The sequence below is a fragment of the Streptomyces monticola genome (assembly GCF_042665355.1).
Classification (GTDB): Bacteria; Actinomycetota; Actinomycetes; order Streptomycetales; family Streptomycetaceae; genus Streptomyces; species Streptomyces monticola.
Genome location: NZ_JBHTCF010000004.1, coordinates 511568 through 537426, shown reverse-complemented (window position 1 = coordinate 537426; position 25859 = coordinate 511568). Strand labels below are relative to the sequence as shown.

18 protein-coding genes are annotated in these 25859 nt (G+C 70.4%); 11 read left to right on the top strand and 7 right to left on the bottom strand.

Annotated features, from left to right (window positions below; genetic code table 11):
- The first annotated feature begins 37 nt into the window (after window positions 1-37).
- From ACFQVC_RS13530 to ACFQVC_RS13510, 5 genes are all read left to right on the top strand, one after another.
- Window positions 38-2077, top strand: coding sequence for a thioredoxin domain-containing protein (locus ACFQVC_RS13530; RefSeq protein WP_381830453.1), 2040 nt, complete (start codon window positions 38-40; stop codon window positions 2075-2077).
- A 176-nt stretch (window positions 2078-2253) separates the two neighbouring features.
- Window positions 2254-3507, top strand: coding sequence for a glycosyltransferase (locus ACFQVC_RS13525; protein WP_381830451.1), 1254 nt, complete (start codon window positions 2254-2256; stop codon window positions 3505-3507).
- On the top strand, window positions 3504-5174 hold the full coding sequence (locus ACFQVC_RS13520; RefSeq protein WP_381830449.1) for an ArnT family glycosyltransferase: 1671 nt from the start codon (window positions 3504-3506) through the stop codon (window positions 5172-5174). Before ACFQVC_RS13525 ends, ACFQVC_RS13520 begins: the two co-directional genes overlap by 4 nt.
- On the top strand, window positions 5171-6421 hold the full coding sequence (locus ACFQVC_RS13515) for a glycosyltransferase (RefSeq protein WP_381830447.1): 1251 nt from the start codon (window positions 5171-5173) through the stop codon (window positions 6419-6421). The genes ACFQVC_RS13520 and ACFQVC_RS13515 overlap by 4 nt, the downstream gene beginning before the upstream one ends.
- A gap of 139 nt (window positions 6422-6560) precedes the next feature.
- Window positions 6561-8966 (top strand): galactose oxidase-like domain-containing protein, encoded by a 2406-nt coding sequence (locus ACFQVC_RS13510; protein ID WP_381830445.1) that lies wholly within the window; start codon window positions 6561-6563, stop codon window positions 8964-8966.
- Between the two features lie 30 nt (window positions 8967-8996).
- Here ACFQVC_RS13510 and ACFQVC_RS13505 read toward each other — a convergent pair whose 3' ends face one another.
- The 3 genes from ACFQVC_RS13505 to trhA form a co-directional block, all read right to left on the bottom strand.
- Window positions 8997-9629 carry a TetR/AcrR family transcriptional regulator gene (locus ACFQVC_RS13505; RefSeq protein ID WP_381830443.1) on the bottom strand — a complete coding sequence of 211 codons (633 nt, stop codon included), beginning with the start codon at window positions 9627-9629 and terminating at the stop codon, window positions 8997-8999.
- 4 nt (window positions 9630-9633) lie between these two features.
- Complete coding sequence (locus ACFQVC_RS13500; RefSeq protein WP_381830441.1) at window positions 9634-11229, bottom strand: MFS transporter; 1596 nt, start codon at window positions 11227-11229, stop codon at window positions 9634-9636.
- Between the two features lie 392 nt (window positions 11230-11621).
- Window positions 11622-12326 carry a PAQR family membrane homeostasis protein TrhA gene (gene trhA, locus ACFQVC_RS13495; protein ID WP_381830439.1) on the bottom strand — a complete coding sequence of 235 codons (705 nt, stop codon included), beginning with the start codon at window positions 12324-12326 and terminating at the stop codon, window positions 11622-11624.
- A gap of 300 nt (window positions 12327-12626) precedes the next feature.
- Here trhA and ACFQVC_RS13490 point away from each other — a divergent pair, with 300 nt between their 5' ends.
- The gene (locus tag ACFQVC_RS13490) at window positions 12627-14513 is read left to right on the top strand and encodes a phosphoenolpyruvate carboxykinase (GTP) (RefSeq protein WP_381830437.1); all 1887 of its coding nucleotides are present in this window, start codon (window positions 12627-12629) and stop codon (window positions 14511-14513) included.
- 216 nt (window positions 14514-14729) lie between these two features.
- The gene (locus ACFQVC_RS13485; protein WP_381830435.1) at window positions 14730-16439 is read left to right on the top strand and encodes an Ig-like domain repeat protein; all 1710 of its coding nucleotides are present in this window, start codon (window positions 14730-14732) and stop codon (window positions 16437-16439) included.
- 128 nt (window positions 16440-16567) lie between these two features.
- Here the strand turns inward: ACFQVC_RS13485 and ACFQVC_RS13480 are convergent, their stop codons facing one another.
- From ACFQVC_RS13480 to ACFQVC_RS13465, 4 genes are all read right to left on the bottom strand, one after another.
- On the bottom strand, window positions 16568-16996 hold the full coding sequence (locus ACFQVC_RS13480; protein ID WP_381830433.1) for an SCO4983 family protein: 429 nt from the start codon (window positions 16994-16996) through the stop codon (window positions 16568-16570).
- Between the two features lie 115 nt (window positions 16997-17111).
- Window positions 17112-18323: a pyridoxal phosphate-dependent aminotransferase gene (locus ACFQVC_RS13475; protein WP_381830431.1), complete on the bottom strand. Its 1212-nt coding sequence runs from the start codon at window positions 18321-18323 to the stop codon at window positions 17112-17114.
- A 250-nt stretch (window positions 18324-18573) separates the two neighbouring features.
- The gene (locus ACFQVC_RS13470; RefSeq protein WP_381830429.1) at window positions 18574-20190 is read right to left on the bottom strand and encodes an N-acyl-D-amino-acid deacylase family protein; all 1617 of its coding nucleotides are present in this window, start codon (window positions 20188-20190) and stop codon (window positions 18574-18576) included.
- A gap of 136 nt (window positions 20191-20326) precedes the next feature.
- On the bottom strand, window positions 20327-21625 hold the full coding sequence (locus ACFQVC_RS13465) for an amino acid deaminase (protein ID WP_381830427.1): 1299 nt from the start codon (window positions 21623-21625) through the stop codon (window positions 20327-20329).
- A 146-nt stretch (window positions 21626-21771) separates the two neighbouring features.
- Here ACFQVC_RS13465 and ACFQVC_RS13460 point away from each other — a divergent pair, with 146 nt between their 5' ends.
- The 4 genes from ACFQVC_RS13460 (at window position 21772) to ACFQVC_RS13445 (ending at window position 25804) form a co-directional block, all read left to right on the top strand.
- Complete coding sequence (locus ACFQVC_RS13460) at window positions 21772-22977, top strand: sugar kinase (protein WP_381830570.1); 1206 nt, start codon at window positions 21772-21774, stop codon at window positions 22975-22977.
- The gene (locus ACFQVC_RS13455) at window positions 22974-23723 is read left to right on the top strand and encodes an IclR family transcriptional regulator (RefSeq protein ID WP_381830425.1); all 750 of its coding nucleotides are present in this window, start codon (window positions 22974-22976) and stop codon (window positions 23721-23723) included. Before ACFQVC_RS13460 ends, ACFQVC_RS13455 begins: the two co-directional genes overlap by 4 nt.
- A 68-nt stretch (window positions 23724-23791) precedes the next feature.
- Window positions 23792-24205 (top strand): RidA family protein, encoded by a 414-nt coding sequence (locus ACFQVC_RS13450; protein ID WP_381830423.1) that lies wholly within the window; start codon window positions 23792-23794, stop codon window positions 24203-24205.
- Window positions 24206-24328: 123 nt separating this feature from the next.
- Complete coding sequence (locus ACFQVC_RS13445; protein ID WP_381830421.1) at window positions 24329-25804, top strand: GntP family permease; 1476 nt, start codon at window positions 24329-24331, stop codon at window positions 25802-25804.
- Window positions 25805-25859 lie beyond the last annotated feature (55 nt).

The following is a 25859-nucleotide window of genomic DNA, read 5'->3' as shown; positions in this document are numbered from 1 at the left end:
GGAGGACCTGGCCGCCCCGGTGCGTAAGGATGGGGGTATGCCGAACCGACTGGCCCACGAGACCTCCCCCTACCTCATCCAGCACGCCGACAACCCGGTCGACTGGTGGCCCTGGTCGGACGGGGCCTTCGACGAGGCCCGCAGGCGTGGTGTGCCGGTGCTGCTCAGCGTCGGCTACTCCAGCTGCCACTGGTGTCACGTCATGGCGCACGAGTCGTTCGAGGACGAGACGACGGCCGCGTACATGAACGAGCACTTCGTGAACATCAAGGTGGACCGCGAGGAGCGCCCCGACGTCGACGCCGTCTACATGGAGGCCGTGCAGGCAGCCACCGGGCAGGGCGGCTGGCCCATGACCGTCTTCCTGACCGCCGACGCCGAGCCGTTCTACTTCGGCACCTACTTCCCGCCCGCGCCGCGCCACGGCATGCCCGCGTTCCGGCAGGTCCTGCAGGGTGTGCACGACGCGTGGACGGGCCGGCGCGACGAGGTCGCCGAGGTCGCCACGAAGATCGTCCGGGATCTGGCGGCCCGTGAGCTTCCCTACGGTGGCACCGAGGTGCCCGGCGAGGAGCAGCTCGCGCAGGCGCTGCTCGGTCTGACCCGGGACTACGACGCGACGCACGGCGGCTTCGGCGGGGCGCCGAAGTTCCCGGCGGCGATGGTCGTGGAGTTCCTGCTCCGCCACCATGCCCGCACCGGTGCCGAGGGCGCCCTGCAGATGGCCGTCGACACCTGTGAGCGGATGGCGCGCGGCGGGATCTACGACCAGCTGGGCGGTGGCTTCGCCCGTTACTCCGTGGACCGCGAGTGGGTCGTGCCGCACTTCGAGAAGATGCTGTACGACAACGCCCTGCTGTGCCGGGCCTACGCCCATCTGTGGCGGTCCACCGGCAGCGAGCTCGCCAAGCGCGTCGCCCTGGAGACCGCCGACTTCCTGGTGCGTGAACTGCGCACGAACGAAGGCGGGTTCGCCTCCGCGCTCGACGCCGACAGCGACGACGGTACGGGCAGGCATGTGGAGGGCGCGTTCTATGTGTGGACGCCCGGGCAGCTGCGCGAGGTGCTGGGCGAGGCCGACGCGGAGCTCGCCGCCGTGCACTTCGGCGTGACGGACGAGGGCACCTTCGAAGAGGGTGCGTCGGTGCTCCAGCTCCCGCAGGACAACGCCCTGCTGGACTCCGAGCGGCTGGTGTCGATCCGCTCGCGCCTGCTCGCCGCGCGCGAAGAGCGGCCGCGGCCCGGCCGTGACGACAAGGTGGTCGCCGCCTGGAACGGCCTGGCGATCGCGGCGCTCGCCGAGACCGGCGCGTACTTCGACCGCCCCGACCTGGTGGACGCGGCACTCGCGGCCGCCGACCTTCTCGTACGCCTGCACATGGGTCCCGACGCGCGCCTCGTCCGTACCTCGATGGACGGCAAGGCCGGTGCGCACGCCGGTGTGCTCGAGGACTACGCGGATGTCGCCGAGGGCTTCCTCGCGCTCGCCTCGGTCACCGGCGAGGGGGTGTGGCTGGAATTCTCCGGGTTCCTGCTCGATATCGTCCTCGATCAGTTCACCGGTGAGAACGGCGCCCTGTACGACACCGCACACGACGCCGAACAGCTGATCCGCCGCCCGCAGGACCCCACCGACAACGCGACGCCCTCCGGGTGGTGCGCGGCCGCCGGTGCCCTGCTCTCGTACGCCGCGCAGACCGGGGCCGAGCCCCATCGCACCGCCGCCGAACGGGCGTTGGGCGTGGTCACGGCGCTGGGGCCGCGCGCCCCGCGCTTCATCGGGCACGGTCTGTCGGTCGCCGAGGCGCTCCTCGACGGCCCGCGTGAGGTGGCCGTGGTCGGCCCGCCCGGCGACCCGCGGACCAAGGCGCTGCACCGTGCCGCGCTGCTCGCCACCGCGCCCGGCGCCGTGGTCGCCGTCGGTGAACCGGCAGGCGGGGAGCTGCCGTTGCTGGCGGGCCGGGAGCTGGTGGACGGGCACCCGGCGGCGTACGTCTGCCGGAACTTCACCTGCGACCGGCCGGTGACCGATGTGTCCGCACTGGCCGAAAATCTCACGCGGCCCGCACAACCCTAGACAGGCACCCCTTGTCGTACTTCGGGGGGCATCGGGGGAAGCAGCCGGGGGTTGGCCGAAACACTAGATTTATCGGAACAGGGTCTGAGTTTCACATTCCCCCCTTACTCTCTCCACGTTGAAGGGGGAGGCGCGACGCAACAGGAAATCGCGCCTTAGGGGGTCTGGGGGGACCGTTGCTCACATCTGTGCTCATTTCTGCTGTCTCGCTCGCGCTGTTCTGGATGGCCGCCTTCACGCTCTGGTGGCAGATGCACGCCTGGCGCACACCCGAGACACTGGCCGCGACCCGTTTCGAACCACCGCGAGGCGGGGCCGGGCTCGCCTTCTCGCTGCTCCTGCCGGCCCGTCATGAACAGGCCGTGCTCGACCACACCATCCAGCGGCTGCTCGAATCGAGCCACGCCGCCTTCGAGATCATCGTGATCGTCGGTCATGACGACCCGGAGACCGCCACGGTCGCCTTCGCGGCCGCCGGGCGCGATCCGCGCGTACGCGTCGTCACCGACACCCACGAGACGAAGAACAAACCCAAGGCGCTCAACACGGCGCTGCCGCACTGCCGGGGCGATGTCGTCGGGGTCTTCGACGCCGAGGACCAGGTGCACCCGGAGCTGCTCACCCACGTCGACCACGCCTTCAGGTCCACCGGCGCCGATGTCGTCCAGGGCGGCGTCCAGCTGATCAACTTCCACTCCAGCTGGTACAGCCTGCGCAACTGCCTGGAGTACTTCTTCTGGTTCCGCTCCCGGCTCCATCTGCACGCGCAGAAGGGGTTCATCCCGCTCGGCGGCAACACCGTCTTCGTCCGCACCGACGTGCTGCGCGAGGCGGGCGGCTGGGACCAGAACTGTCTGGCCGAGGACTGCGACCTGGGCGTACGGCTCTCCAGCGTCGGCAAGAAGGTCGTCGTCGCCTATGACTCCGACATGGTGACCAGGGAGGAGACACCCGGCACCCTGATGTCGCTGCTCAAGCAGCGCACCCGCTGGAACCAGGGCTTCCTGCAGGTCTACCGCAAGAAGGACTGGCGCCAACTGCCGGGCAGGGGACAGCGGATGCTGGCCCGCTACACCCTGATGACCCCGTTCCTGCAGGCCTTCACCGGGGTCATCATCCCGCTGAACGTCGCTGTCGCGGTCTTCCTCGACGTGCCGGTCGGGATCGCCTTCATCACCTTCCTGCCGCTCATCACCGCCGCGGTCACCTTTGTCTTCGAGGTGGTCGGGCTGCATGACTTCGGCAAGCAGTACGCCCTGCGGGTGCGGTTCGTGCACTACCTCAAGCTGATCATCGGCGGCCCCTTCTACCAGGTGCTCCTGGCCGGCGCGGCGATCCGCGCGGTCTGGCGGGAACAGCGCGGCCGTAACGAGTGGGAACTCACCAGCCATGTCGGCGCACATCTGACCCGCGAGGAGATCCGCGCGTGACCTCCACACTCCCCGCGGCGGACCCGGCCAGGGTTCCCGCGCAAGACACCCGTGCGCCCGAACGGCCCCGCCCTGCCGCACCGGTCGTGCGGCGCGCCAAGCGGCAGCTCACCGTCCGGCCCGTCGTCCGCTTCCGCAGCTCCCCGCCCGACCTGCTGCTCTGCGCCGTCCTGCTCGCCGCGATCCTGGTCGTCCAGGGCTGGAACATCGCGGCCTACCCGACGCTCAGCGACGACGAGGGCACCTATCTCGCGCAGGCCTGGGCCGTGCAGCAGGGCGAGGGCCTCGCCCACTACACCTACTGGTACGACCACCCGCCGCTCGGCTGGATCCAGATCGCCGTACTCACCTGGATACCGGCCCTGTTCACGCCCGAGTCGATGAACGTCGGCTCGATGCGGGTGGCGATGCTGCTCGTCAGCGCCGCGAGCGCGGTCCTGCTCTACGTCCTCGCACGCCGCCTCTGGCTGCCGCGCTGGGCCGCGGGACTCGCCATGGTCCTCTTCGGCCTGTCCCCGCTCTCCGTGATCCTGCAGCGCGAGATCTTCCTCGACAACATCGCCGTGATGTGGATGCTGCTCGCCTTCTGCTGGGCGGCCTCCCCGAACCGGCATCTGTGGCACCACTTCGCCGCCGGCATCGCCGCCGCCATCGGGGTGCTCACCAAGGAGACGATGCTCGTCGTCCTGCCCGCGCTGCTCGTCACCATGTGGCGCCACAGCCACAAGGACACCCGTAAGTTCGCGCTCACCGGCGCCATCACGGCCTGCGCGCTCATCGGCCTCGGCTACCCCCTGTTCGCCCTGCTCAAGGGCGAACTGTTCCCGGGCGACGACCATGTGTCGCTGTGGGAGGGCATCACGTACCAGATGAGCCGCCCCGGCTCCGGCTTCATCCTCGACGCGGGCTCGGGCTCGCACGGCGTCCTCACGTCCTGGCTCTACTACGACCGGGTGTTGCCCGTCGGCGGCCTGGCCGCGGCCCTGCTGCTCCTGCTCGTGCTGTGCTGGTCGGTCACGGCCCGCGCCCTCGCGGGCCCCGCGCTCGCGGTGGCGATCCTCGCCCTGGTCGCGCTGCGCCCCTCCGGCTATCTGCCCGCCATGTACATCATCCAGGCCCTGCCGTTCCTGGCCCTGGTGCTCGCCGGTGCGGCCGCCAGCGTCTGTCACGCGGTGCTGCGCAAACTCCGGCGTACGGACGAGAGGCGCGTCCTGACTGGGGCGCGCTGGGCGGTGGCCGTCGCCCTGTCGGTGGCGGCCGCGGCGTATGTGACGCCGCGCTGGTACGACGGCGCGCGCACCGCGATGACCGCCGACGCCAACGGCCCCTACCGCGCCGCCGCTTCCTGGATGGCGACCGAGGTCGCCGACCCGGCTCAGACCCGGGTCCTGGTCGACGACGCGCTCTGGCTCGACCTGGTGCACGCGGGCTACCGCCCCGGGCTCGGCGCCATCTGGTTCTACAAGGCCGACCTCGACCCGGCCGTGACGAAGACGATGCCGCGCGGCTGGCGCGACCTCGACTACGTCGTCGCGTCCCCGACGGTGCGCCGCGACGCACCGGATCTGCCGGGCGTCAAGGCGGCCCTTGAGCACTCGACACCCGTCGCCGTGTTCGGCGAGGGCGAGGAGCGGATCGAGATCCGGAAGATCGGGGGGCGGCGATGAGTGCGTTTCCGGTGCCGGCCGAGGACGAGCTCGACGCCCTGGCCACCGCTACCCGCCCCGGCACGGTCACCGTGATCGTGCCGACGTTCAACGAGGCGGCGAACGTGGGGGAGTTGCTGGCCCGTATCGCCGCGTCGGTCCCCTCGCACCTCCCCTGCGAGGTCCTGTTCGTCGACGACTCCACGGACGACACCCCCGAGGTGATCGCCAAGGCGGCCCAGGACTGCCCCTTTCCCGTCTCGGTCATCCACCGCGACCGCCCCGACGGCGGTCTCGGCGGCGCCGTGGTCGAGGGCATCAAGGCGGCCGCTTCCGACTGGGTCGTGGTCATGGACGGCGATCTGCAGCATCCGCCGTCCCTGGTACCGGAGTTGGTGGCCGTCGGCGAGTCGGCGGACGCGGACCTGGTGGTCGCCAGCCGCTACACCAAGGGCGGCAGCCGGGCGGGCCTCGCCGGCGGCTATCGCGTCGCCGTATCTCGCGCCTCCACCTGGCTGACGAAGTCCCTGTTCCCGCGGGCCCTGCGGGGTATCAGCGACCCGATGAGCGGCTTCTTCGCGATCCGCCGCGCCGCTGTGCCGGCCGGATCCCTGCGCCCGCTCGGCTACAAGATCCTCATGGAACTGGCGGTACGCAGCCGACCGCGCGCCGTCGCCGAGGTGCCGTTCGTCTTCCAGGAGCGGTACGCGGGCGAGTCCAAGTCGACGCCGCGCGAGGGCCTGCGCTTCCTGCGCCACCTGGTGGAACTGCGCACGGCCGCGCCCCTGGCCCGGCTCCTGGTCTTCGGCCTGATCGGCCTGACGGGGTTCGTGCCGAACCTGCTGGGGCTTTACGTGCTCACGCAGGCCGGAATGCACTACCTCCCGGCGGAGATCCTGGCGAACCAGGCGGGGGTCGCGTGGAACTTCGTGCTGATCGAGGTGTTCTTGTTCCGGTCACGACGGCACCGTCACTGGGCCGACCGGGCGGGCCGCTTCGCGCTTCTCGCCAACGCCGACCTGGTGCTCCGGATCCCGCTGATCGCGGTGCTGGTGGGCCAGTTGGGCATGTCGGTGCTGCCGGCGACCGGGCTCGCCCTGCTCCTGACGTTCGTGGTGCGTTTCGCGGCGACGGAGGCGCTGGTGTACTCGCGCCGCCGGAAGTTCCCCACCCCGCCCCTTCCCGTAACTGGGGCTCCGCCCCAGACCCCGTGTCCTCAATCTCCCCCAGCTACCGCTGGGAGGTGCCCCCAGACGGGCTCAGTTTGAGCCTGTCCGGCGATTGAGGACAGCCGTCCGCAGGACTTTCGGGAAGGGGCGGGGAGGGGATCAAGCCCGCCGCAGGCGCAACGCACCCGCACCGCATCACGAAGCGCAGCACAGCTCAGCATCACAAGGGGGGAATCCATTGGCACCGAAACGCAGAACCGCGGCCCTGGGCGTGGGAGCCCTGACCGCAGGTCTGATCCTGGCCGTACCACCACCGCACGCGACCGCCGCCCCGAACCTCATCAAGAACCCCGGCTTCGAACTCACCGCCGCGGGTGCCGACATGCCCGACTGCTGGTCCAAGTCCGGCTGGGGCGACAACGACTTCACCTTCCGGACCGTCGCCGACGCCCACACCGGCACCAAGGCCATGAAGGTCGAGCTGACCAGACGGGTCGACGGCGACCGCAAGGCGCTGATCACGGAGAGCGGTGCCTGCGCCCCGCACGTGACGCCCGACAAGCAGTACGACCTGTCGCTCTGGTACAAGTCCACGACCCCGGACGCGTCGATCACCTTGTTCCGGCATGACACGACGGCGGGCTGGCAGTACTGGACGGACCTCAAGTCCCTGCCCGTGAGCCCGGGTTACGCCCGCACCGAAGTGCGGACCCCGCCCGTACCGCCGGGCACCGACCAGATCACCTGGGGCGTGTCCGTGTACGGCACGGGCGCCGTCACCACCGACGACTACGTGATGGAAGAGGTCACCCCGCCCGCCCCCGACCCCGGCTGCACCGGCACCGCGGCCGAGTGCGCGGACGGCAAGTGGGAGGTGCTGCCCACGAAGAACCCGGTGCGGTCGATGCACTCGGTGGTGCTGCACAACGGCAAGATCCTGCTGATCGCGGGCTCGGGCAACGACAAGGCGGCCTTCGAGGCGGGCAAGTTCACCTCGGCCGTGTACGACCCGAAGTCGGGGACGTACAAGCAGATCCCGACCCCGAAGGACATGTTCTGCGCGGGCCACGTACAGCTCTCCGACGGCAAGGTCCTCGTCATGAGCGGTACGAAGGGCTTCCCGACGGCGGACGGGACCATCGGCTACCAGGGCTACAAGGACAGTTATGTCTTCGACCCGGCGACCGAGTCGTACATCAGGACCAACGACATGAACGACGGCCACTGGTACCCGTCGGCGACCGTACTCGGCAACGGTGACGTGATCTCCTTCGGCGGCCTCAAGGAGGACTCCACCGGCTCCGTGACCGCGGAGAAGTTCTCGCAGGCGCAGAACAAGTGGCTGCCCCTGAACGAGGTCAACCAGACCTGGTCGTACTGGGGGCTCTACCCCTCCATGATCCTGATGCAGGACGGGCGGCTCTTCTACTCCGGCAGCCACACCTTCGGCAACGGAACGCCGGGCACCGGCGCCTCGGTCTACGACTACGACGCCAACACCATCACCGATGTGCCGGGCCTGCAGAACAAGGACCAGCGCGATGAGTCCGCGAGCGTGCTGCTGCCGTCGGCACAGGACCAGAAGGTCATCACGATGGGCGGCGGCAACAACGAGACCAACCCGGTGGCCAACCGGCTCGTCGACATCATCGACCTGAAAGAGCCCAACCCCGCTTATCAGCACGGCCCGTTGATCCCGCAGGGCCAGGTCGACCAGGGGCAGGGCAAGCGGCCGCAGACCGGTGCCGAGGGCAAGATGTATGTCTCCGCGGTGCTGCTGCCCGACGGCAAGGTCCTGGAGACCGGCGGCGCGATGCACGACCGGGCCGATCCGGTCTACGAGTCGTCGCTGTTCGACCCGCGGACGGAGACCTTCGACCCGGTGGCCCCCGACCCGGAGGAGCGGGGCTATCACTCGTCGGCGTTCCTGATGCCGGACGGCCGGGTCATGACGACCGGCGACAACCCGGGCAACGGCACCTGGAACCACGACGTGTCCGTCTACTCGCCGCCGTATCTCTTCAAGGGGCCACGGCCGAAGATCACTTCGGTGATCGACAAGCAGTGGAGTTACGGCGACACGCAGCGGATCACCGTCGACCGGCCCATCGCCAAGGCGGAGTTGATCCGTCCGGCGGCCGTCACGCACTCGTCGGACCCGAACCAGCGGTTCGTCGATCTGCCGATGACCGTCGACGGCAGCACCATCGACCTCAATGTCACCAGCAACCCGAATCTCGCACCGCCCGGCTGGTACATGCTCTTCGCGGTGGACGCGAACGGCGTGCCGTCCGTCGCCGAGTGGGTGCGGGTCGGCGGCCCGGCCGCGCTCGACGCCCCCGCCCCGCACGTCCATGACTTCGCGGACGAGCCGGCGGGCGGCGCGAAGAGGAACGGCAAGAAGCGGGACGGGGTGCCCGTGAGCCCGCAGATCGCGGGCTGCGACCGGCACTACGGCAGCGCCAACGTCTGCGTACCGACGCACTTCCCGCCGCAGGTGGCGAGGACGACGGCGGCCCGCTGCGACTGGCTGAAGGACCACGACTACGGCCGTCTGAAGGTCAACGGCAAGGACGATCCGCTGCGCCTCGACCCGGACAGGGACGGGCGGGCCTGCGGGAAGGGAGACGTCAGGCGCCGCTGACGCGCTGGTGGTTGGGCGTCAACGGGCGCCCTACCACCCGTCCTTGAACACATCGAGCGCCTCGTTCACCAGCGCCACCAGATCGTCCTCGCAGCCGTGCTCCCCCCAGTAGAGGAGCGCCTCCATCAGCGAACCGATGACGCCCATCGCGAAGACCCGCACCTTCAGGTCGTCCGCGTCGCGGCCCGTGCGTTCGGCGATGACCCGGCAGACCAGGCGGCCGGTGACGGACATGGACTCCATCATCCGGGAGCGCACGGCGGGCACCTCGATCATCAGCTTGGTGCGTACGTACAGCTCCTTGCGCTCGTCCTCGCCGCCCTGCTCCAGGATCGCCCGCACATGCGCCGTGATGATGTACCGCAGCGATTCCAGCATCGGTTCGTCGAGCGGCCGGTCACGCAACTCGGCCTCCATGACCGGGTCGTACTCGTCGGTGAGCACGATGTCTTCCTTGGTCGGGAAGTAGCGGAAGACGGTGGAGGGGGAGACCTCGGCGGCGTCGGCGATCTGCTCGATGGTGGTGGCTTCGTACCCCTGACTCTCGATCAGCCCGTAGGTGGCGCGGCGAATGGCGAGGCGCGTCTTGAGCTTCTTGCGCTCGCGCAGTCCGAGCGCGTCCGCGGAGGCGGCGGGGGTCAGGGGGGTACGTGCTGCCGTCATGCGGTCATTCTCGGCTATCACCACGACCCGCGGCCACGCCGTGGACCGCAACCGGAACCGGATCGGGCCCCGCCGCCCGGCGCGGGTTCGGCAGCAGCAGCGCCACCAGGAGCGCCGTGGCGAGGGCCGCGAACGCGCAGGCCACCAGGACGAGCCCCATGCCGTGCAGATAGGCCTCGTCGGCGGAGGCGGCGAGCCGTGGCAGGCCGAGGCGCTCGGCGACCATATGCGCGCCCACCACCGAGTCGTCCGCGGCGTCGGCCGCCGCCGCGGGCAGCCCCGACGTGTCCAGACGCCCGGCGTAGGCCCCGGCCATGAGGCTGCCGAGCAGGGCGACACCGAGCGCGGTGCCCACCTGTTTGAAGGTCTGCAGAAGCGCGGAGCCGCTGCCCGCCTCCTGCGCCGGCACGTCGCCGATCGCCCCGTCCATGGCGGGCATCAGGGCGAAGCCGAAACCGAGGCCCGCGACGCTCAGCCAGACGGCCGTGAACACATAGCCGTCGCCGGGCCCGGTGCGCGCGCCGAGCAGCGCCGCGAAGCACAGCACCACGAGTCCCGCGGCGACGACGGGGCGCGGCCCGAGCCGTCCGGTCAGCGGCGCCGCGGCCTTGGCGGCGACGACGATCCCCGCCATCAGCGGCAGCAGCCGCAGGCCGGTGCCGAAGGCGTCGTACCCGAGGACCGTCTGCAGATGGGCGGGCAGCAGGAAGAGCAGACCGGAGATGACGAACGAACCGAGCGTCACGGTGACGGTGTTCCACAGAAACCCGCGGCGGGCGAGCAGCCGCAGGTCGAGCATCGGGCGGGCGGCCCGGCGTTCCCGCAGCACCAGGGCGGCGACCAGGACGACGCTGCCGCCGAGCAGCGCGAGCACCAGCGGATCCGACCAGCCGCGGGCCGGCGCCTCGATGAAGCCGAGCACGAGCGCGCCGAGCCCGGCGGCGCTGAAGAGGGTCGACAGGACGCCGATCCGGGGTGCCGACGGGGTGGGGGCACCTCCCATGCCTTCAGGGCTATGGGGGAGGGTCTCGGGCAGCAGCCACAGGCAGGCGGCGATGCCGAGGGCGACGAGCGGCACGTTGATCAGGAAGATCGAGCCCCACCAGTAGTGGTCGAGCAGCCAGCCGCCGATCATCGGCCCGAGCGGAAGCCCGGAAGCGGTGGCCGCGGTCACGGCGGCGACCGCCTTGCCGCGTTCCTCGGGCCCGAACAGCGAGGGCAGCACGGCCAGGGAGAGCGGGGCGACCAGGGCCGCGCCCATGCCCATCACGCCACGCGCGGCGATCACCAGGGCGGGGGTGCCGGCGAGCGTGCCCGCGAGAGCACCGGCCAGGAAGACCACGAGCCCGGCGACGAGCATCCGGCGCCGCCCGTACCGGTCGCCGAGCAGTCCGGCGGGGAGCATCAGGGCGGCGAAGACCACGATGTACGAGTCCACGATCCACTGCTGTTCGCCGGTGGAGGCGCCCAGCTGCGCGGCCATCGTCGGCAGCGCCACGTTGAGGATCGTCATGTCGAAGCCGAGCACGAGGGTGCTCGCGACCAGGGCGCCGAGCGCCCACCAGCGCCGGGGGTGGAGCTGTGCTGCCTTGGGGTCCATGAAATGACAGTAACTCTCAAAAGGGAGTCACTGTCAATATTTTTTCTCATGGGTGTGCCTGGGCGTGGTGCAGGGGTACTCAACGGCCGCTTGAGACTTGCCACTTGAGGCTCGGGAATGGCCGGTGGCGCATGTCACCCTGTGCTGGGGGAAGCATCACTTTCTGCGATCACGAGATGGCATACGGCAGGGGCATCGGTATCGAGGGGGCTCATATGCGGGGATCGGTGAACGCGCTGGCGCTGCTGCTCGCGGCGCTGTGTGTGGTGGGTTATGTGCTCGGCGGCACGACCGCCGTGGTGGCCCTTGTCCTGGCCACCGTCACGCTCCTGGCATGGGAAGTGGCCGCGGCGTCGAGGCCACGGCCACGGAACGGACGGCTGGAGTCCGGCTCAGCTGTGCTGATAGGCCACGATCGAAATGCCCGTGTAGTGCACGGTGAACGCGGCGAGGGTGAGGGAGTGGAACACCTCATGGAAGCCGAACCACCGAGGTGACGGGTTGGGGCGCTTGATTCCGTAGATCACGCCGCCCGCGCTGTAGAGCAGCCCGCCGACGACCACCAGGACGAGTACGGCGATGCCGCCCGCCCGCATGAAGTCGGGCAGGAAGAAGACGGCGGCCCAGCCCATCGCGATGTAGCACGGGGTGTAGAGCCAGCGCGGGGCGCCGACCCAGAAGACCCGGAAGGCGATCCCGGCGGCCGCGGCCGCCCAGATGCCCCACAGCAGCCACTGCCCCTTGGAGTCCGGAAGCAGCAGCATGGTCAGCGGGGTGTACGTGCCCGCGATGATCAGGAAGATATTGGCGTGGTCGAGCCGACGGAGGACGGCGTTGGCCCGCGGGCTCCAGTTGCCCCGGTGGTAGACCGCGCTCACGCCGAAGAGCAGGCAGGCGGTCAGGGCGAAGATCCCGCAGGCGATACGGGCGCGGGTCGAGTCGGCGAGCGCGGTGAGGACGATCCCCGAGATCAGCACCGCCGGGAACATGCCGGCGTGCAGCCAGCCGCGGAGCTTCGGTTTCACCGGGTCCGGGAGCGCTATCGGCGTCGGACCGCCATCGGCGTCTGTGGATGCGGCGGGGACAGGCGCAGTCATAGGCCGAATGGTACCTACGCGACCGTAGGTTGCGTATCAGTGCCCGAGGAGAAGCTGTGGCCGCTCGCTCCGGCCGCAGTCCGTCTCCGGTCCTACCCGGACCGCTGCTCGCCCATGCCTGAAGCGGCTTTCGAGTGGTGATGCTCACGTGTGAGGCCCTCTGGACATATGGGCGCGTGGGTCGGATGATCAAATGAGTGCGGTCGGCACCGGATGAGCAGCTACGACGCATCCGGGTCGCAGCCCCCACGGGGCATACATCTCGAAACCCCTCATAAGACCCCTCATCAAGGAGCAATCGTGGCGCGCGACAACGCGGCTCCCAGCACCGTCCCGACCACCCACCAGGAACTGATCTCCTGGGTAGACGAGATCGCCGAACTGACGCAGCCGGACAGCGTGGTCTGGTGTGACGGATCCGAGGCGGAGTACGAGCGCCTCGCCGAGGAGCTCGTCGCGAAGGGCACCTTCAAGAAGCTCGACCCGATCAAGCGCCCCAACTCCTACTACGCGGCCTCCGACCCGACCGATGTCGCGCGCGTCGAGGACCGCACCTTCATCTGCTCCGAGAAGGAGGAGGACGCGGGCCCGACGAACCACTGGAAGGACCCTGCCGAGATGCGGCAGATCTTCCAGGGGAAGGACGGGGTCGAGGGGGGCGGAGCCGAAGGCTCCTCGGACAAGGGTGGTGGCGGGCGACGGGAGGGCGGTATCTTCCGCGGCTCGATGCGCGGCCGGACGATGTACGTGGTGCCCTTCTGCATGGGCCCGCTCGGCTCGCCGCTCTCCGCCATCGGCGTGGAGATCACCGACTCGGCCTACGTGGCCGTGTCGATGCGCACGATGACCCGGATGGGCCGGCCCGTACTGGACGAGCTCGGCGACGACGGCTTCTTCGTCAAGGCCGTGCACTCACTCGGCGCCCCGCTCCAGGAGGGCGAGGCCGACGTCCCGTGGCCGTGCAGCACCACGAAGTACATCTCGCACTTCCCGGAGTCCCGCGAGATCTGGTCGTACGGCTCGGGCTACGGCGGCAACGCGCTGCTCGGCAAGAAGTGCTACGCCCTGCGCATCGCGTCCGTCATGGCGCGCGACGAGGGCTGGCTCGCCGAGCACATGCTGATTCTCAAGCTCACGCCGCCGCAGGGGGAGTCGAAGTACGTCGCCGCCGCGTTCCCGAGCGCCTGCGGCAAGACCAACCTCGCGATGCTGGAGCCCACGATCTCCGGCTGGACGGTCGAGACGATCGGTGACGACATCGCCTGGATGCGCTTCGGCGAGGACGGCCGGCTCTACGCGATCAACCCCGAGGCCGGCTTCTTCGGTGTCGCGCCCGGCACCGGCGAGCACACCAACGCCAACGCCATGAAGACCCTCTGGGGCAACTCGGTCTTCACGAACGTCGCGCTCACCGACGACAACGACATCTGGTGGGAGGGGATGACGGAGGACACTCCGGCGCACCTCACCGACTGGAAGGGCAACGACTGGACGCCCGAGTCCGGGACGCCCGCCGCGCACCCCAACGCCCGCTTCACCGTCCCCGCCTCCCAGTGCCCGATCATCGCGCCCGAGTGGGAGGACCCCAAGGGCGTGCCGATCTCGGCGATCCTCTTCGGTGGCCGCCGCGCCAGCGCCGTGCCGCTGGTTACCGAGTCCTTCGACTGGAACCACGGCGTCTTCCTCGGCGCCAACGTGGCCTCCGAGAAGACCGCCGCCGCCGAGGGCAAGGTCGGCGAGCTGCGCCGCGACCCGTTCGCGATGCTGCCGTTCTGCGGCTACAACATGGGCGACTACATGGGCCACTGGGTCGATGTCGCCAAGGGCAAGGACGCGGACAAGCTGCCGAAGATCTACTACGTGAACTGGTTCCGCAAGAACGAGGCGGGCAAGTTCGTGTGGCCCGGCTTCGGTGAGAACAGCCGCGTACTGAAGTGGATCGTCGAGCGTCTCGACGGCAAGGCGGAAGGCGTCGAGACCCCCATCGGCATCCTGCCGACGGCCGGTTCCCTGGACACGGCGGGCCTCGAACTGGCCGACTCCGACCTGGAGTTCCTGCTCACCGTCGACAAGGACGTCTGGCGCGAGGAGGCCTCGCTGGTCCCCGAGCACCTCAACACCTTCGGTGACCACACGCCCAAGGAGCTGTGGGACGAGTACCGGGCGCTGGTGCAGCGCCTCGGCTGACCGCACGCCTTCCGGAGGGGCCCGCACCGTGAGGTGCGGGCCCCTCCGCGTGTGCAGGCCGGTGACTCCCGTACCGGAACACACTTTGAATACGTTGCCTTCACATCCCCCTCACATGTTTCAATGTCCCGCACGGCGGCCCGCTGATCGACGCGAAGCCGCCAACTGATCCTGTGGGGGGACAAGTTGATCATTTCTCGGGGCTTGAGACGGGCCATGGGCGTGGCCCTCGCGACGGCACTCGGCTCGGCCGGACTGGTCGCCGTCGGCGCACCCGCCGCGCATGCCGCCACCGCGTCCGACGAGGTGGCGAAGCTGCCGATCTCGTCGTTCGGGGCGCTGGTGGTCGACTCCGCGCACGAGCGGGTCTATCTCAGTGACGGCCGCAAGGGCAGCGGGGCGAGCGAGGTCCTGGTCTACAACTTCCAGGGGCAGCGGGTGGGTTCGCTCGCCACGGACCAGCCCGCCTCCGGAATGGCGCTCAGCGCCGACGGCGCGACGCTGCATGTGTCGCAGACCAACCGCATGCTGACCTTCGACACGGAGACGCTGACCAGGAGCGGCGCCACCTACACGCCGTACGACGTCGCCTGTGGCCGGGACGTGGCCGTGGCGGGCGGCAAGGCGTGGTTCACGGAGACGCCGTACTACGACTCGTACTGCGACCGGCCCGACAACAGCGCGCTGCTGTACGGGGTCGGCGACCCCTACGCGGTCGACACCGGCTGGCGGGCCGAGGGGCGGCTGAAGCTGGAGGCCGGGCCCGAGGCGCCGGACCGGCTCGTGATGGGGCAGGCGGGCGCGGGCGATGCGGCCAACGCGTTCCTCACCACGTTCGACGCGAGCGGCGACACGCTCGTACGGGGCCCCTCGCGGCGCTTCGCGGACGCCGAGGGCAAGGGCGCCCTCGATCTGAAGGACATGGCCCAGAGCGCCGACGGCAAGCGGATCGCCGTGGCCGACGCGGCGTACGGCACCCGGCTGCTCGAAGCCGGTGACCTGACGGACGCCCCGGCCGGCTACCAGCCGCTCGCGGACGGCGCGAAGGCCTCGGCGGTGGCGTTCAGCGGTGACGGGAAGTACGTGGCGCGGGGCGCGGTCGCCGCGGGCAGTGCGGCCGACCTGCTGGTGCAGCCCGCCGACCCGGCGGCCGGGGGCACGCCGCTGGAGTTCGCCTTCGAAGGGGAGCTCGACGGGGCGCGGGTCGTGCCGCAGGGCCTGGCCTGGTCCAAGGACGGCTCGCGGCTCTTCGCGGTGACCTCGAACGGCGCCAGCAGCCACTGGCTGCATGTCATCCAGCCGCCCGCCGCGCAGTACGACTCGCGCTTCACGGGCGGGCTCAGCACCACGCCCGCGCAGGCCGTGGTCGGTGAACCCCTCGGTATCCGGGGCCGGTTGGAGCTCGACGGGCCCGCGCCCGCCGAGCCCGTGAAGGTCACGGCGGTCCGCAAGGACGCCGACGGGACGCAGGAGGTGGCGGCCGCGAAGGTCGCGGCCGACGGCAGCTTCACCGTGCTCGACGTGCCGGACCGGGTCGGCGAGGCGACGTACACCCTGCGGTTCCTCGGCGATGTCACGCACCGTCCGGCCGAGGACGTCACGGTCACGGTCGCTGTCGCGAAGGCGCCGACCGCCATCGCGCTGACCGCGCCCGCCGAGGCGACCCGCGCGGACGGAGTCGAGATCACCGGGAAGCTCACCGCCCAGGGGCGCGCGCTGCCCTCCGGGATCAGCCTGAAGGTGACCCGGACGGACCGGTTCGGCACGACGGGGGAGCTGACCTCGGCGGCGGTGGCCTCCGACGGGACGTTCCGCATCAGGGATCTGCCGAACAAGCGCGGCAGGACGGTCTACGCCGTCAGCTACGGGGGCGACGCCCTGCACACGGCCTCATCGGCGGAGGCGACGGTGCGCGTGACGGGCTGAACCGTGCCCCAAAGGGGCGCGGGGAACTGCGCGACAAGCCACGACGTACCCGCAGATGAGGCACCGCACATCCGCGAAGCGTGGGTGGCACCCGGTCCGCGGCCTCCCCGGCCGCGGACCGGGGCCGATCAGGGGGTGCCGACGAGATCGCCGGTGTGCGCGGCGGCGGCCGCGTGCGCGTCCATCCGCTCGGCGGCGAGGATCGCCGCCGCGGTGTCCGCGCGGGAGGCGGCGACGACCAGGGCGCGGCCCGCGAGGGCGTGGGCGCGCTGGTGCAGGGCCGCGAGGTCGGGCTCGTGGATGGCGGCGGCGACGGTCGAGCGGACCGGGGGCAGACCGCCGCGCAGGCGGGCGATCTGCAGGGCCAACTGCTCGGCCCCCGCGTCCAGTTCGGCATCGGGGGCCAGGCCCCGCAGCTCGTCGGTGACGGCGAGCAGGGCGGCGAGGTGACCGGCGAGCTGGATGTCCAGCTCCTCCTCGCGCGAGCGATGCGGGAAGTTCTGGTCCTGGGCGCCGGCCATCGTGTGGACCGACTTGCTGCGGATCGGTTCGTACATGGTGGATGGCCTCCTGAACTCTCAGGAAGCCATCCTAGCTTAGAAGCAGTCTAAAGTTTTGCCGGGTCGGAAAGTGGCCGGGATACGGCGGCGGACATGTCGGCCGCCGCCGCGGTCACGGCTGGCTGTAGCCGTCCAGGAAGTTCCCGATCCGGGTGACCGCCTCCGCCAGGTCGGAGGCCTGGGGCAGGGTCACGATGCGGAAGTGGTCGGGCTCCGGCCAGTTGAAGCCGGTGCCCTGCACGGCCATGATCTTTTCCTGCCGGAGCAGGTCGAGGACCATCTGCCGGTCGTCCTTGATCTTGAAGATCTTGGGGTCGAGCCGCGGGAAGAGATAGAGCGCGCCCTTGGGCTTGACGCAGGTCACGCCCGGGATCTGGGTGAGCAGGTCGTACGCGGTGTCGCGCTGCTCAAGCAGCCTGCCGCCGGGCAGCACCAGGTCGTCGATGGTCTGCCGCCCGGTGAGCGCGGCGACCACGCCGTGCTGTGCGGGCATGTTCGCGCACAGGCGCATGTTGGCGAGGGTCGTCAGGCCCTCGATATACGACTCGGCGTGCGCCCGCGGCCCGGAGATCACCATCCAGCCGGTGCGGTACCCGGCCACCCGGTACGCCTTCGACATGCCGTTGAAGGTGAGGGTGAGCAGATCGGGGGCGAGGGCGGCGGTCGGGGTGTGGGTGGCGCCGTCGTACAGGATCTTGTCGTAGATCTCGTCGGAGCAGACCAGGAGGTTGTGGCGGCGGGCGATGTCGGCGAGGCCGCGCACCACGTCGTCGCTGTAGACCGCGCCCGTCGGGTTGTTCGGGTTGATGATCACGATCGCCTTGGTGCGGTCGGTGACCTTCCGCTCCACGTCGGCGAGATCGGGCATCCAGTCGGACTGCTCGTCGCAGCGGTAGTGCACCGCGGTGCCGCCCGACAGGGAGACGGCGGCCGTCCACAGCGGATAGTCGGGGGAGGGTACGAGCACCTCGTCGCCGTCGTCGAGCAGGGCCTGCATGGCCATCACGATCAGCTCGGAGACGCCGTTGCCCATGAAGACGTTCTCGACGTCCGAGTCCACGCCCAGGGTCTGGTAGTGCATCATCACCGCGCGCCGGGCCGCGAGCAGGCCCTTCGCGTCGCCGTATCCATGGGCGCTGCCGACGTTGCGCAGGACGTCCTCGAGGATCTCCGGCGGGCACTCGAAGCCGAATGCCGCGGGGTTGCCGGTGTTGAGCTTGAGGATGCGATGGCCTGCTGCTTCGAGCCGCATGGCCTCCTCGAGAACCGGACCCCGGATCTCGTAGCAGACGTTCGCGAGCTTCGTCGACTGGATCAGCTGCATGCGGCAACTTTACGAGCGTGTTTCGTCCTGGCGCGCGGTGTTTAAGCCCACGTGGGCGCGGGGGAACCGGACCGCGCCCGCCGCCGCCTTCCATCGTGAGGCCCCGACCGGCGGCCACGTGCGGATTGCCGGGCCGCGCGGTGGGCGGGGCTTGGAAGTGGCGGGGGCGGGCCACGGGAGTGAGGTACACCACCCAGGCGGTCGCCGCCTCAGGTCCCGGTCTCAGGGCCCCGGTCCAAGGGCCCTTGTCTCAGGCCCTGGGGGTGCGGCGCACCGCACGGCCGGCGAGCACCTCCGTGCGCCGGCCGTCCTCGATGACGAAGCGGCCGTCGATCAGGACGTGCGGGATACCGACGGGCAGGGTGCGGGGCGCCTCGAAGGTGGAGCCCGCGGCGACCGTGTCCGGGTCGAAGAGGACGAGGTCGGCGCGGTAGCCCTCGCGGACCAGGCCGCGGTCGGGCAGCCGGAGCCGGGCGGCGGGGCGCGAGGTGAGATGGGCGACGGTCTCCTCCAGGCTGAGGATGCCCAACTCCCGTGCGTAGCGCCCCAGGTACTGCGGGAACGTGCCGTACGCCCGCGGGTGCGGCTTGAAGCCCTGCAGGATGCCGTCGCTGCCGCCGGTGTGCACCCGGTGCTTCATGATCGCCTGGACGTTCTCCTCGTGCCCGACGTGCTGGAGGATCGTGGAGCCCAGCTTGTCGTTGAGGAGCAGCCGGCGGGCGGTGACCCAGGGTGCCTCGCCGCGCATCCCGGCGGACTCGGCGATGGTCTTGCCGACACAGGAGGCGAGCCCGGGGTCGGAGACGCCGGAGATCTCGATCGTGTCCCACTCGATGGGCACCCCGTGGCAGCCGTCCGCGCCGATCACCTCCATGTGGTGGCGGATCTTCTCGGCCGTCTCGTCGTCCCGGAGCCGCGCCATGATCGCGTCGGGGCCGCCCTCGCTCGCCCAGCTGGGCAGCATCGCGACGAGGGTGGTGCAGCCCGGGGTGTAGGGGTACGTGTCGAGGCTGATGTCGGCGCCGGAACCGAGGGCGTCGTCGATGAGGGAGAGCAGATCGGGCGCTTTCCCCTTGTTCACGCCGAAGTTCATGGTGGCGTGCGCGAGGTGCAGGGCGCAGTCGGCCTCACGGGTCAGCTCCACCATTTCCCGGTACGCGTCCAGGGCCCCGGCGCCGTAGGAGCGGTGATGGGGGCAGTAGTAGCCGTCGTACGCCGCCACGACCCGGCACAGCTCGGCCAGTTCGGAGTCCTTGGCGTACATGCCGGGCGTGTAGGTGAGCCCGGAACTCATGCCGACGGCTCCCTGCTCCAGGCCTTCGGCCACCAACTGCCGCATCCGGTCCAGCTCTTGGGGCGTGGCGTCGCGGTCGTCCCAGCCGACGGCGTACATCCGGACGGTGCCCTGCGGGATGAGGTACGCGGCGTTCACCGCGATGCCGTTGCCGCCGTGGGCGCGGTCGAGGGTGTCGAGGTACTCGCCCACGGTGCGCCAGCTGAAGTCGATATCGCTGCCGTCGCCGTTCCAGCCGGTGATGGCCTGGCGGACCTGGGCGAGGGTGCGGTCGTCGACCGGCGCGTAGCTGAGCCCGTCCTGCCCGATGACTTCGAGGGTGACGCCCTGGGCGGCCTTCGCGCTGTGGTCGGGGTCGCGGAGCAGGGCGAGGTCGCTGTGGGCGTGCATGTCGATGAAGCCGGGGGAGAGGGCGAGGCCGTCGGCCTCGATCACCTCCGCGGCGGTGGGCCGCGGCCCACCGCCCTCTTTCCGGATCTCGGCGATCCGGCCGTTCCGTATGCCGACATCGGCGCGGTACGAGGCGTCGCCGGTGCCGTCGATGACGCGGGCGTCGCGGATGAGGAGGTCCATGGTGGGGTGTGCTGCCTCTCATGAGAATCAGCCCGTCCTGGGGGGGGCACCTCCCAGCGGTAGCTGGGGGAGTTTGAGGACGAGCCCGCAGGGCGATCTGCGGTGCCCCGGTTGCCGGGTGAGGGGGCGACGGCGGTCAGAAGTACGTGCGGATGTAGTCCGTGACCGTGCCGTCCGCCTCGACCAGAGGGATCAACTGCCACTTGTCGAAGGACGTGCAGGGGTGGGAGAGGCCCATGCCCACCCAGTCCCCGACCTCCAGGTCCGCCTCCGGCGACGTCCGCAGCCAGGCGTGCTGGTCGGAGAGACCGGTGACCTCGATACCGGTGGCCGGCCGCTGCGAGCCGTCACGTGCGTCCCGCACCACCTGCGCCGCGGGCAGATGCAGGTCGTACGCCGCGTCCCGCTTGCCCGCGTTGGTGAACGCTTGCTCCGGGTTCGGCCGCGACACCACCTGCGCCCACAGGCGGAAGGCCGGCTGCAGGGTGCCCTCCTCGGGCACGCGGTTGAAGGGGGTCAGCTCCTTGTAGTGGCCGTCGTCGTGCGAGACGTACGCACCGGAGCGCAGCAACTTCAGGACGGGGGCGGACAGTTCGGGGATCTCCGCGAAGACATCCGCCACCGCGTCGAACCACGCGCTGCCGCCCGCGCTGACCACGATCTCGTCGAGCCCGGCGAACCGTCCCGCCTTGTCGAACTCCGCCGCGAGCGCGACCAGGCGCCGCAGCCAGGCGTGCACCCGCTCCGGGTCGGCCTGCGGCACCTCGCCCTCGTAGCCGGCGACACCGGTCAGACGCAGGGTCGGGGCGGTGGCCACCGCGTCCGCCACCGCCGCGCACTCGGCCTCCGTGCGTACGCCGGTACGGGCCCCGTCGCCCGCGCCGAGCTCCACCACGACGTCGACGGGCCTGGTCGCGCCCGCCTCGCGCAGGGCGGCGTCCATCAGCTCGACGCCGCGCTCGGAGTCGACGTAGCAGACGAAGCGGAACTCGGGGTCCGCCGTCAGTTCGGCCGCGAGCCAGCGCAGGGCCGCCGCGTCGACCAGTTCGTTGGCGAGGAAGATCCGGCGGAAGCCGTGGGCGCGCGCGACCCGTACCTGGTGCGGCACCGCGAGCGTGATGCCCCAGGCGCCGTGCCGCTCCTGGCGGGCGAACAGTTCGGGGGCCATGGAGGTCTTGCCGTGCGGGGCGAAGGCCAGGCCGTGGCGGGTGGAGTAGGTCTCCATGAGGGCCAGGTTGTGCGCGACGCACTCGGCCGAGAGGGCGAGGACGGGGGTGGTGAAGCCGCCGGTGAAGAGGTTGCGGCCCTGTGCGGCCAGCTCGCCAACGGTCAGTCCGTCGGCGTCGGGCGGCAGCCCCTTGAAGCGGAAGTCGACGCGCTCGTCGGCGAGTTGGGTCAGTTCCGTGTGCTGTCCGACCGCGTTGTCGGCTGCCATGGGGGCCTCCTGAGGGCTGGCTGCAACCGTGCGTTGCAACATGTGCAACACCTATTGCGTATTTCGCTTACTGCTGTCTAACATCCGAGCCAACGCCGGGTCAATGGCGCCCGGAACGGCTGTGAAGGAGCTCAAGCGTGCCCACTGTGAACGTGTCAGGACCCCTCCGAGAGGCCCAAGACGTCGGGACCGACGTCGTCTGCCTCGGTGAGTCCATGGTCACGTTCCGGCCCACGCGGCCCGGGCGGCTCGCCGATGTGCCGTCCTTCGAGCGCGGGATCGGGGGTGCGGAGTCGAATGTCGCCTGCGCGCTTGCCCTGGCCGGGCACCGTGCGAAGTGGGTGAGCCGGGTCGGCTCGGACGGGTTCGGGGATCATCTGGTCTCCGCGATTGCCGCGTGCGGTGTCGACACGTCGGGTGTCGGGCGGGATTCTTCGCGGCCCACGGGGATTTACTTCCGTACGGCGGGAGAGCGGGCGACGGGGCTTCGCCCCGGGGGCGCGTCACTTGAGGAGCGGGGCCCAAACTCAGCCTCTCCGGCGTTCGAGGAGCGGGGTCCGGGGCGGAGCCCCGTGGCGTCGGCAGGGTCGACGGTGCCTGATGAGCCGGGCTCGGAACATGAGGCAAACGCCGGCCAGGCCGAAGTCGCCTACTACCGGGCCGGGTCCGCCGCGTCCGCCATGTCTTCGCGGAACATGGACCTCTCCGCGCTCGCCGGTGCCCGTGTTCTTCATCTTTCCGGTATCACCGCCGCCCTCTCCGCCGACTGCCTCGCCCTGATGCGGGATCTCACCGAGCACCGGGCCGGCCGGCCGCTCGTGTCCTTCGATGTGAACTACCGCGTCCACCTGTGGGCGGAGCCCGCGCAGGCGGGGCCCGTGCTGCTTGACCTCGCGCGCCGCAGCGATCTCGTGTTCGTCGGTGAGGACGAGGCCGAGGCCGCCTGGGGGATCACCGGTGGGCCCGTGGCGATCAGGGCCGCGCTGCCCGAGCCCGCGACCCTCGTGGTCAAGCAGGGGGCCCGGGGTGCGACGGCCTTCGGCAGCGGTACGGAGGCCACGTACGAACCCGCCCCCAAGGTCGATGTCGTCGCGGCCGTCGGGGCCGGGGACGCCTTCGCCGCCGGGTTCCTCTCGGCCACCCTGCGCGCCCTGCCCGTCGCCGCCCGGCTGCGGCACGGCCACCTCATGGCCGCCGCCGCGCTCACCGTCCCCGGCGACCTGGGCACACCGCCCGCCCGCGCCGACGCCGACCGCCTTGCGGCGCTGCCCGCCGAGGCGTGGGGCACACTGCGCCTTGGCCCCGGTTCGCCGACCGCCGGTGCCGCAACCGGGGAGGTAGTGACCACATGAGCCAGACCGTCGACCGGGCGCTGAGCATTCTGCCGCTGCTCGCCGAGGGGCCCGCCGATCTGGGGCAGGTCGCCGAGCGGCTCGACGTGCACAAGTCGACCGCCCTGCGGCTCCTTCGCACCCTGCACGAGCACGGCCTCGTCTACCGCCAGTCCGACCAGCGCTACCGCCTGGGCGCCCGCCTCTTCGCGCTCGCCCAGGAGGCCGTAGAGAACCTGGACGTACGGGAGATCGCGCATCCCCACCTCGTCGAGCTGAACGAGAGGGTCGGGCACACCGTTCATCTCGCGGTGTACGAGGAGAACGAAGTCCTCTACATCGACAAGGTCGAGAGCCGCTACCCGGTGCGCATGTACTCGCGGATCGGCAAGCCCGTCGCGATCACCGTCGCCGCCGTGGCCAAGCTGCTGCTCGCCGATCTGTCCGAGCCCGAGCGGCGCGCCGTCGCCGAGAAGCTCGACTACCCCATGTACACGGCCCGTTCGACCCCCAGCGCCGCGGCCTTCCTCAAGGAGCTCGCGACGGTACGGGAACAGGGCTGGGCCACCGACCTCGGTGGCCACGAGGAGTCCATCAACTGCGTCGGCGCCCCCATTCGCGGCGCGGACGGGCGCGTCGTCGCCGCCATGTCGGTCTCCGCGCCGAATGTCGTCGTCACCGCCGAGGAACTCCTCTCCCTGCTGCCCCTGGTGCGCCGCACCGCGGAGGCCGTCAGCCGGGAGTACTCGGGGCACACGCCCACGTAAGTCATACGCCCACGTAAGCCATGTATTTCGCACGCAGCACCCAACACCCCTCAGAAGGAAGACAGTTCATGAGCAACGAGAAGGTCGCCCTGACCCCCGCCACCCACACCACCCCGCCCGCGAAGTTCTCGCACGGTGTGAAGAAGGGCAACATCCTGCAGGTCGCCGGTCAGGTCGGCTTCCTTCCGGCGGAAGAGGGCAAGGCCCCCACCCCCGCAGGCCCGACCCTGCGCGAGCAGACCCTGCAGACCTTCGCCAACGTCAAGGCGATCCTCGAAGAGGGCGGCGCCACTTGGGACGACGTGATGATGATGCGCGTCTACCTCACGGACGTGGACCACTTCGCCGAGATGAACCAGATCTACAACGAGTACTTCGAGGAGCAGGGCCTCAAGGCCCCCGCCTCCGCCCGTACGACCGTCTACGTCGGTCTTCCCAAGGGTCTGCTCATCGAGATCGACGCGCTGGCCGTCCTCGGCTGACGTCTGCGCCGACGTGCCCTTAGCTCCCCGGACTCCCACCGGCACGGCGCCCCGCATCCCGGGTGCGCCGTGCCGTGATCCGCCCTGCCCGCAAGCCCCGTAACGAACAATGGAGTTCCCCCCATGTTGCTTGCCGCCGCCGCGCCCGCCCCCGAGCCACCACCCCACACGGGCGGTCTCCTCACTCTCATAGACGGCACCGCCGGTCTGCTGACCGTCGCGGTCCTCGGTATCGCCCTGCTGCTCTTCCTGATCATCAAGGTCAGGCTGCAGCCCTTCGTGGCCCTGCTCGCGGTCTCCATCGCGGTCGGCCTTTCGGCGGGTCTCTCGGTCACCGAACTCTTCGGCACCGTCCAGAAATCCGACGCCGTCTCCATGATCGAGTCCGGTATGGGCGGCATCCTCGGCCATGTCGCGATCATCATCGGCCTCGGCACCATGCTCGGCGCGATCCTCGAAGTGTCCGGCGGCGCCGAGGTGTTGAGCAGCCGGCTGCTCGGCCTCTTCGGCGAGAAGCGCGCTCCGCTCGCCATGGGTATGACCGGCCTGATCTTCGGTATCCCGGTCTTCTTCGACGTCGGCATCTTCGTGCTCGCGCCGATCGTCTACGCCGCCGCCAAGCGCTCCGGCAAGTCCATCCTGCTGTACGCGATGCCGCTGCTCGCGGGTCTGTCGATGACCCATGCCTTCCTGCCGCCGCACCCCGGACCCGTCGCCGCCGCCGGGCTCTTCAAGGTCTCGCTCGGCTGGATCATCATCATGGGCATCGTCTGCGGCATCCCCGCGGTGCTCGCCGCCTGGGCCTACTCCACCTGGATCGGCAACCGTCTCTTCGTGCCCGTGCCGCAGGACATGCTGGAGGCCACCGAGGAGGCCAAGGCCGCCGTCGCCGCCGAGCGGGAGGCGGCGGGCGCCAAGGCCCCGGAGAAGCCGGTCGCGCTCGGCACGGTCTTCGCCATCATCGGTACGCCGCTGGTCCTGATCCTGGCCGCGACGTTCTCCTCGATCGCCCTCGACCCCTCGACGCTGCGCTCGGTCATCGAGTTCTTCGGCCACCCCTTCGTCGCCCTGACGATCGCGCTGCTCCTCGCGTACTACCTGCTCGGTCTGCGCCGCGGCTGGTCCCGCAAGTCCCTGGAGCAGGTGTCCACCGCGTCCCTGAAGCCGGTCGGCAACATCCTGCTCGTGGTCGGCGCCGGCGGTGTCTTCGGCGCGGTCCTCAAGGGCTCCGGCATCGCGGACGCACTCGCCGACGCCTTCAACGGCATGGGCCTGCCGGTGATCGTGCTCGCCTATCTGATCTCCGTGGTCCTGCGCGTGGCCCAGGGCTCGGCCACCGTGGCGATCGTCGCGACCGCGGGCATCGTCGTCCCCCTCGTCGAGGGCGGCGGCCACTCGCAGGCCTTCCTCGCCCTGGTCATCATGGCCATCTCGGCGGGCTCGATCTTCGCCTCGCATGTCAATGACGGCGGCTTCTGGATCGTCGCGAAGTACTTCGGGATCTCGGAGCGGGACACGCTGAAGTCGTGGACGGTCCTGGAGTCGGTGCTTTCGGTGGCCGGGTTCGCGGTGGCCGCGGTGCTGAGCCTGCTGGTGTAGCTCCCCGCGGGCAGAGACGGCGCGGCTCCCCGCCGACAGGGAGAGCGCCGGGTGG

What these genes read in the sequence shown, in the direction of transcription:
- ACFQVC_RS13530 (WP_381830453.1), top strand. Translation starts at nt 38, where the DNA reads ATGCCGAACCGACTGGCCCACGAGACCTCCCCCTACCTCATCCAGCAC.
- ACFQVC_RS13515 (WP_381830447.1), top strand. Translation starts at nt 5,171, where the DNA reads ATGAGTGCGTTTCCGGTGCCGGCCGAGGACGAGCTCGACGCCCTGGCC.
- ACFQVC_RS13505 (WP_381830443.1), bottom strand. Translation starts at nt 9,629, where the DNA reads ATGACGGCAGCACGTACCCCCCTGACCCCCGCCGCCTCCGCGGACGCG.
- ACFQVC_RS13500 (WP_381830441.1), bottom strand. Translation starts at nt 11,229, where the DNA reads ATGGACCCCAAGGCAGCACAGCTCCACCCCCGGCGCTGGTGGGCGCTC.
- trhA (WP_381830439.1), bottom strand. Translation starts at nt 12,326, where the DNA reads ATGACTGCGCCTGTCCCCGCCGCATCCACAGACGCCGATGGCGGTCCG.
- ACFQVC_RS13485 (WP_381830435.1), top strand. Translation starts at nt 14,730, where the DNA reads ATGGGCGTGGCCCTCGCGACGGCACTCGGCTCGGCCGGACTGGTCGCC.
- ACFQVC_RS13480 (WP_381830433.1), bottom strand. Translation starts at nt 16,996, where the DNA reads ATGTACGAACCGATCCGCAGCAAGTCGGTCCACACGATGGCCGGCGCC.
- ACFQVC_RS13475 (WP_381830431.1), bottom strand. Translation starts at nt 18,323, where the DNA reads ATGCAGCTGATCCAGTCGACGAAGCTCGCGAACGTCTGCTACGAGATC.
- ACFQVC_RS13470 (WP_381830429.1), bottom strand. Translation starts at nt 20,190, where the DNA reads ATGGACCTCCTCATCCGCGACGCCCGCGTCATCGACGGCACCGGCGAC.
- ACFQVC_RS13465 (WP_381830427.1), bottom strand. Translation starts at nt 21,625, where the DNA reads ATGGCAGCCGACAACGCGGTCGGACAGCACACGGAACTGACCCAACTC.
- ACFQVC_RS13455 (WP_381830425.1), top strand. Translation starts at nt 22,974, where the DNA reads ATGAGCCAGACCGTCGACCGGGCGCTGAGCATTCTGCCGCTGCTCGCC.
- ACFQVC_RS13450 (WP_381830423.1), top strand. Translation starts at nt 23,792, where the DNA reads ATGAGCAACGAGAAGGTCGCCCTGACCCCCGCCACCCACACCACCCCG.
- ACFQVC_RS13445 (WP_381830421.1), top strand. Translation starts at nt 24,329, where the DNA reads ATGTTGCTTGCCGCCGCCGCGCCCGCCCCCGAGCCACCACCCCACACG.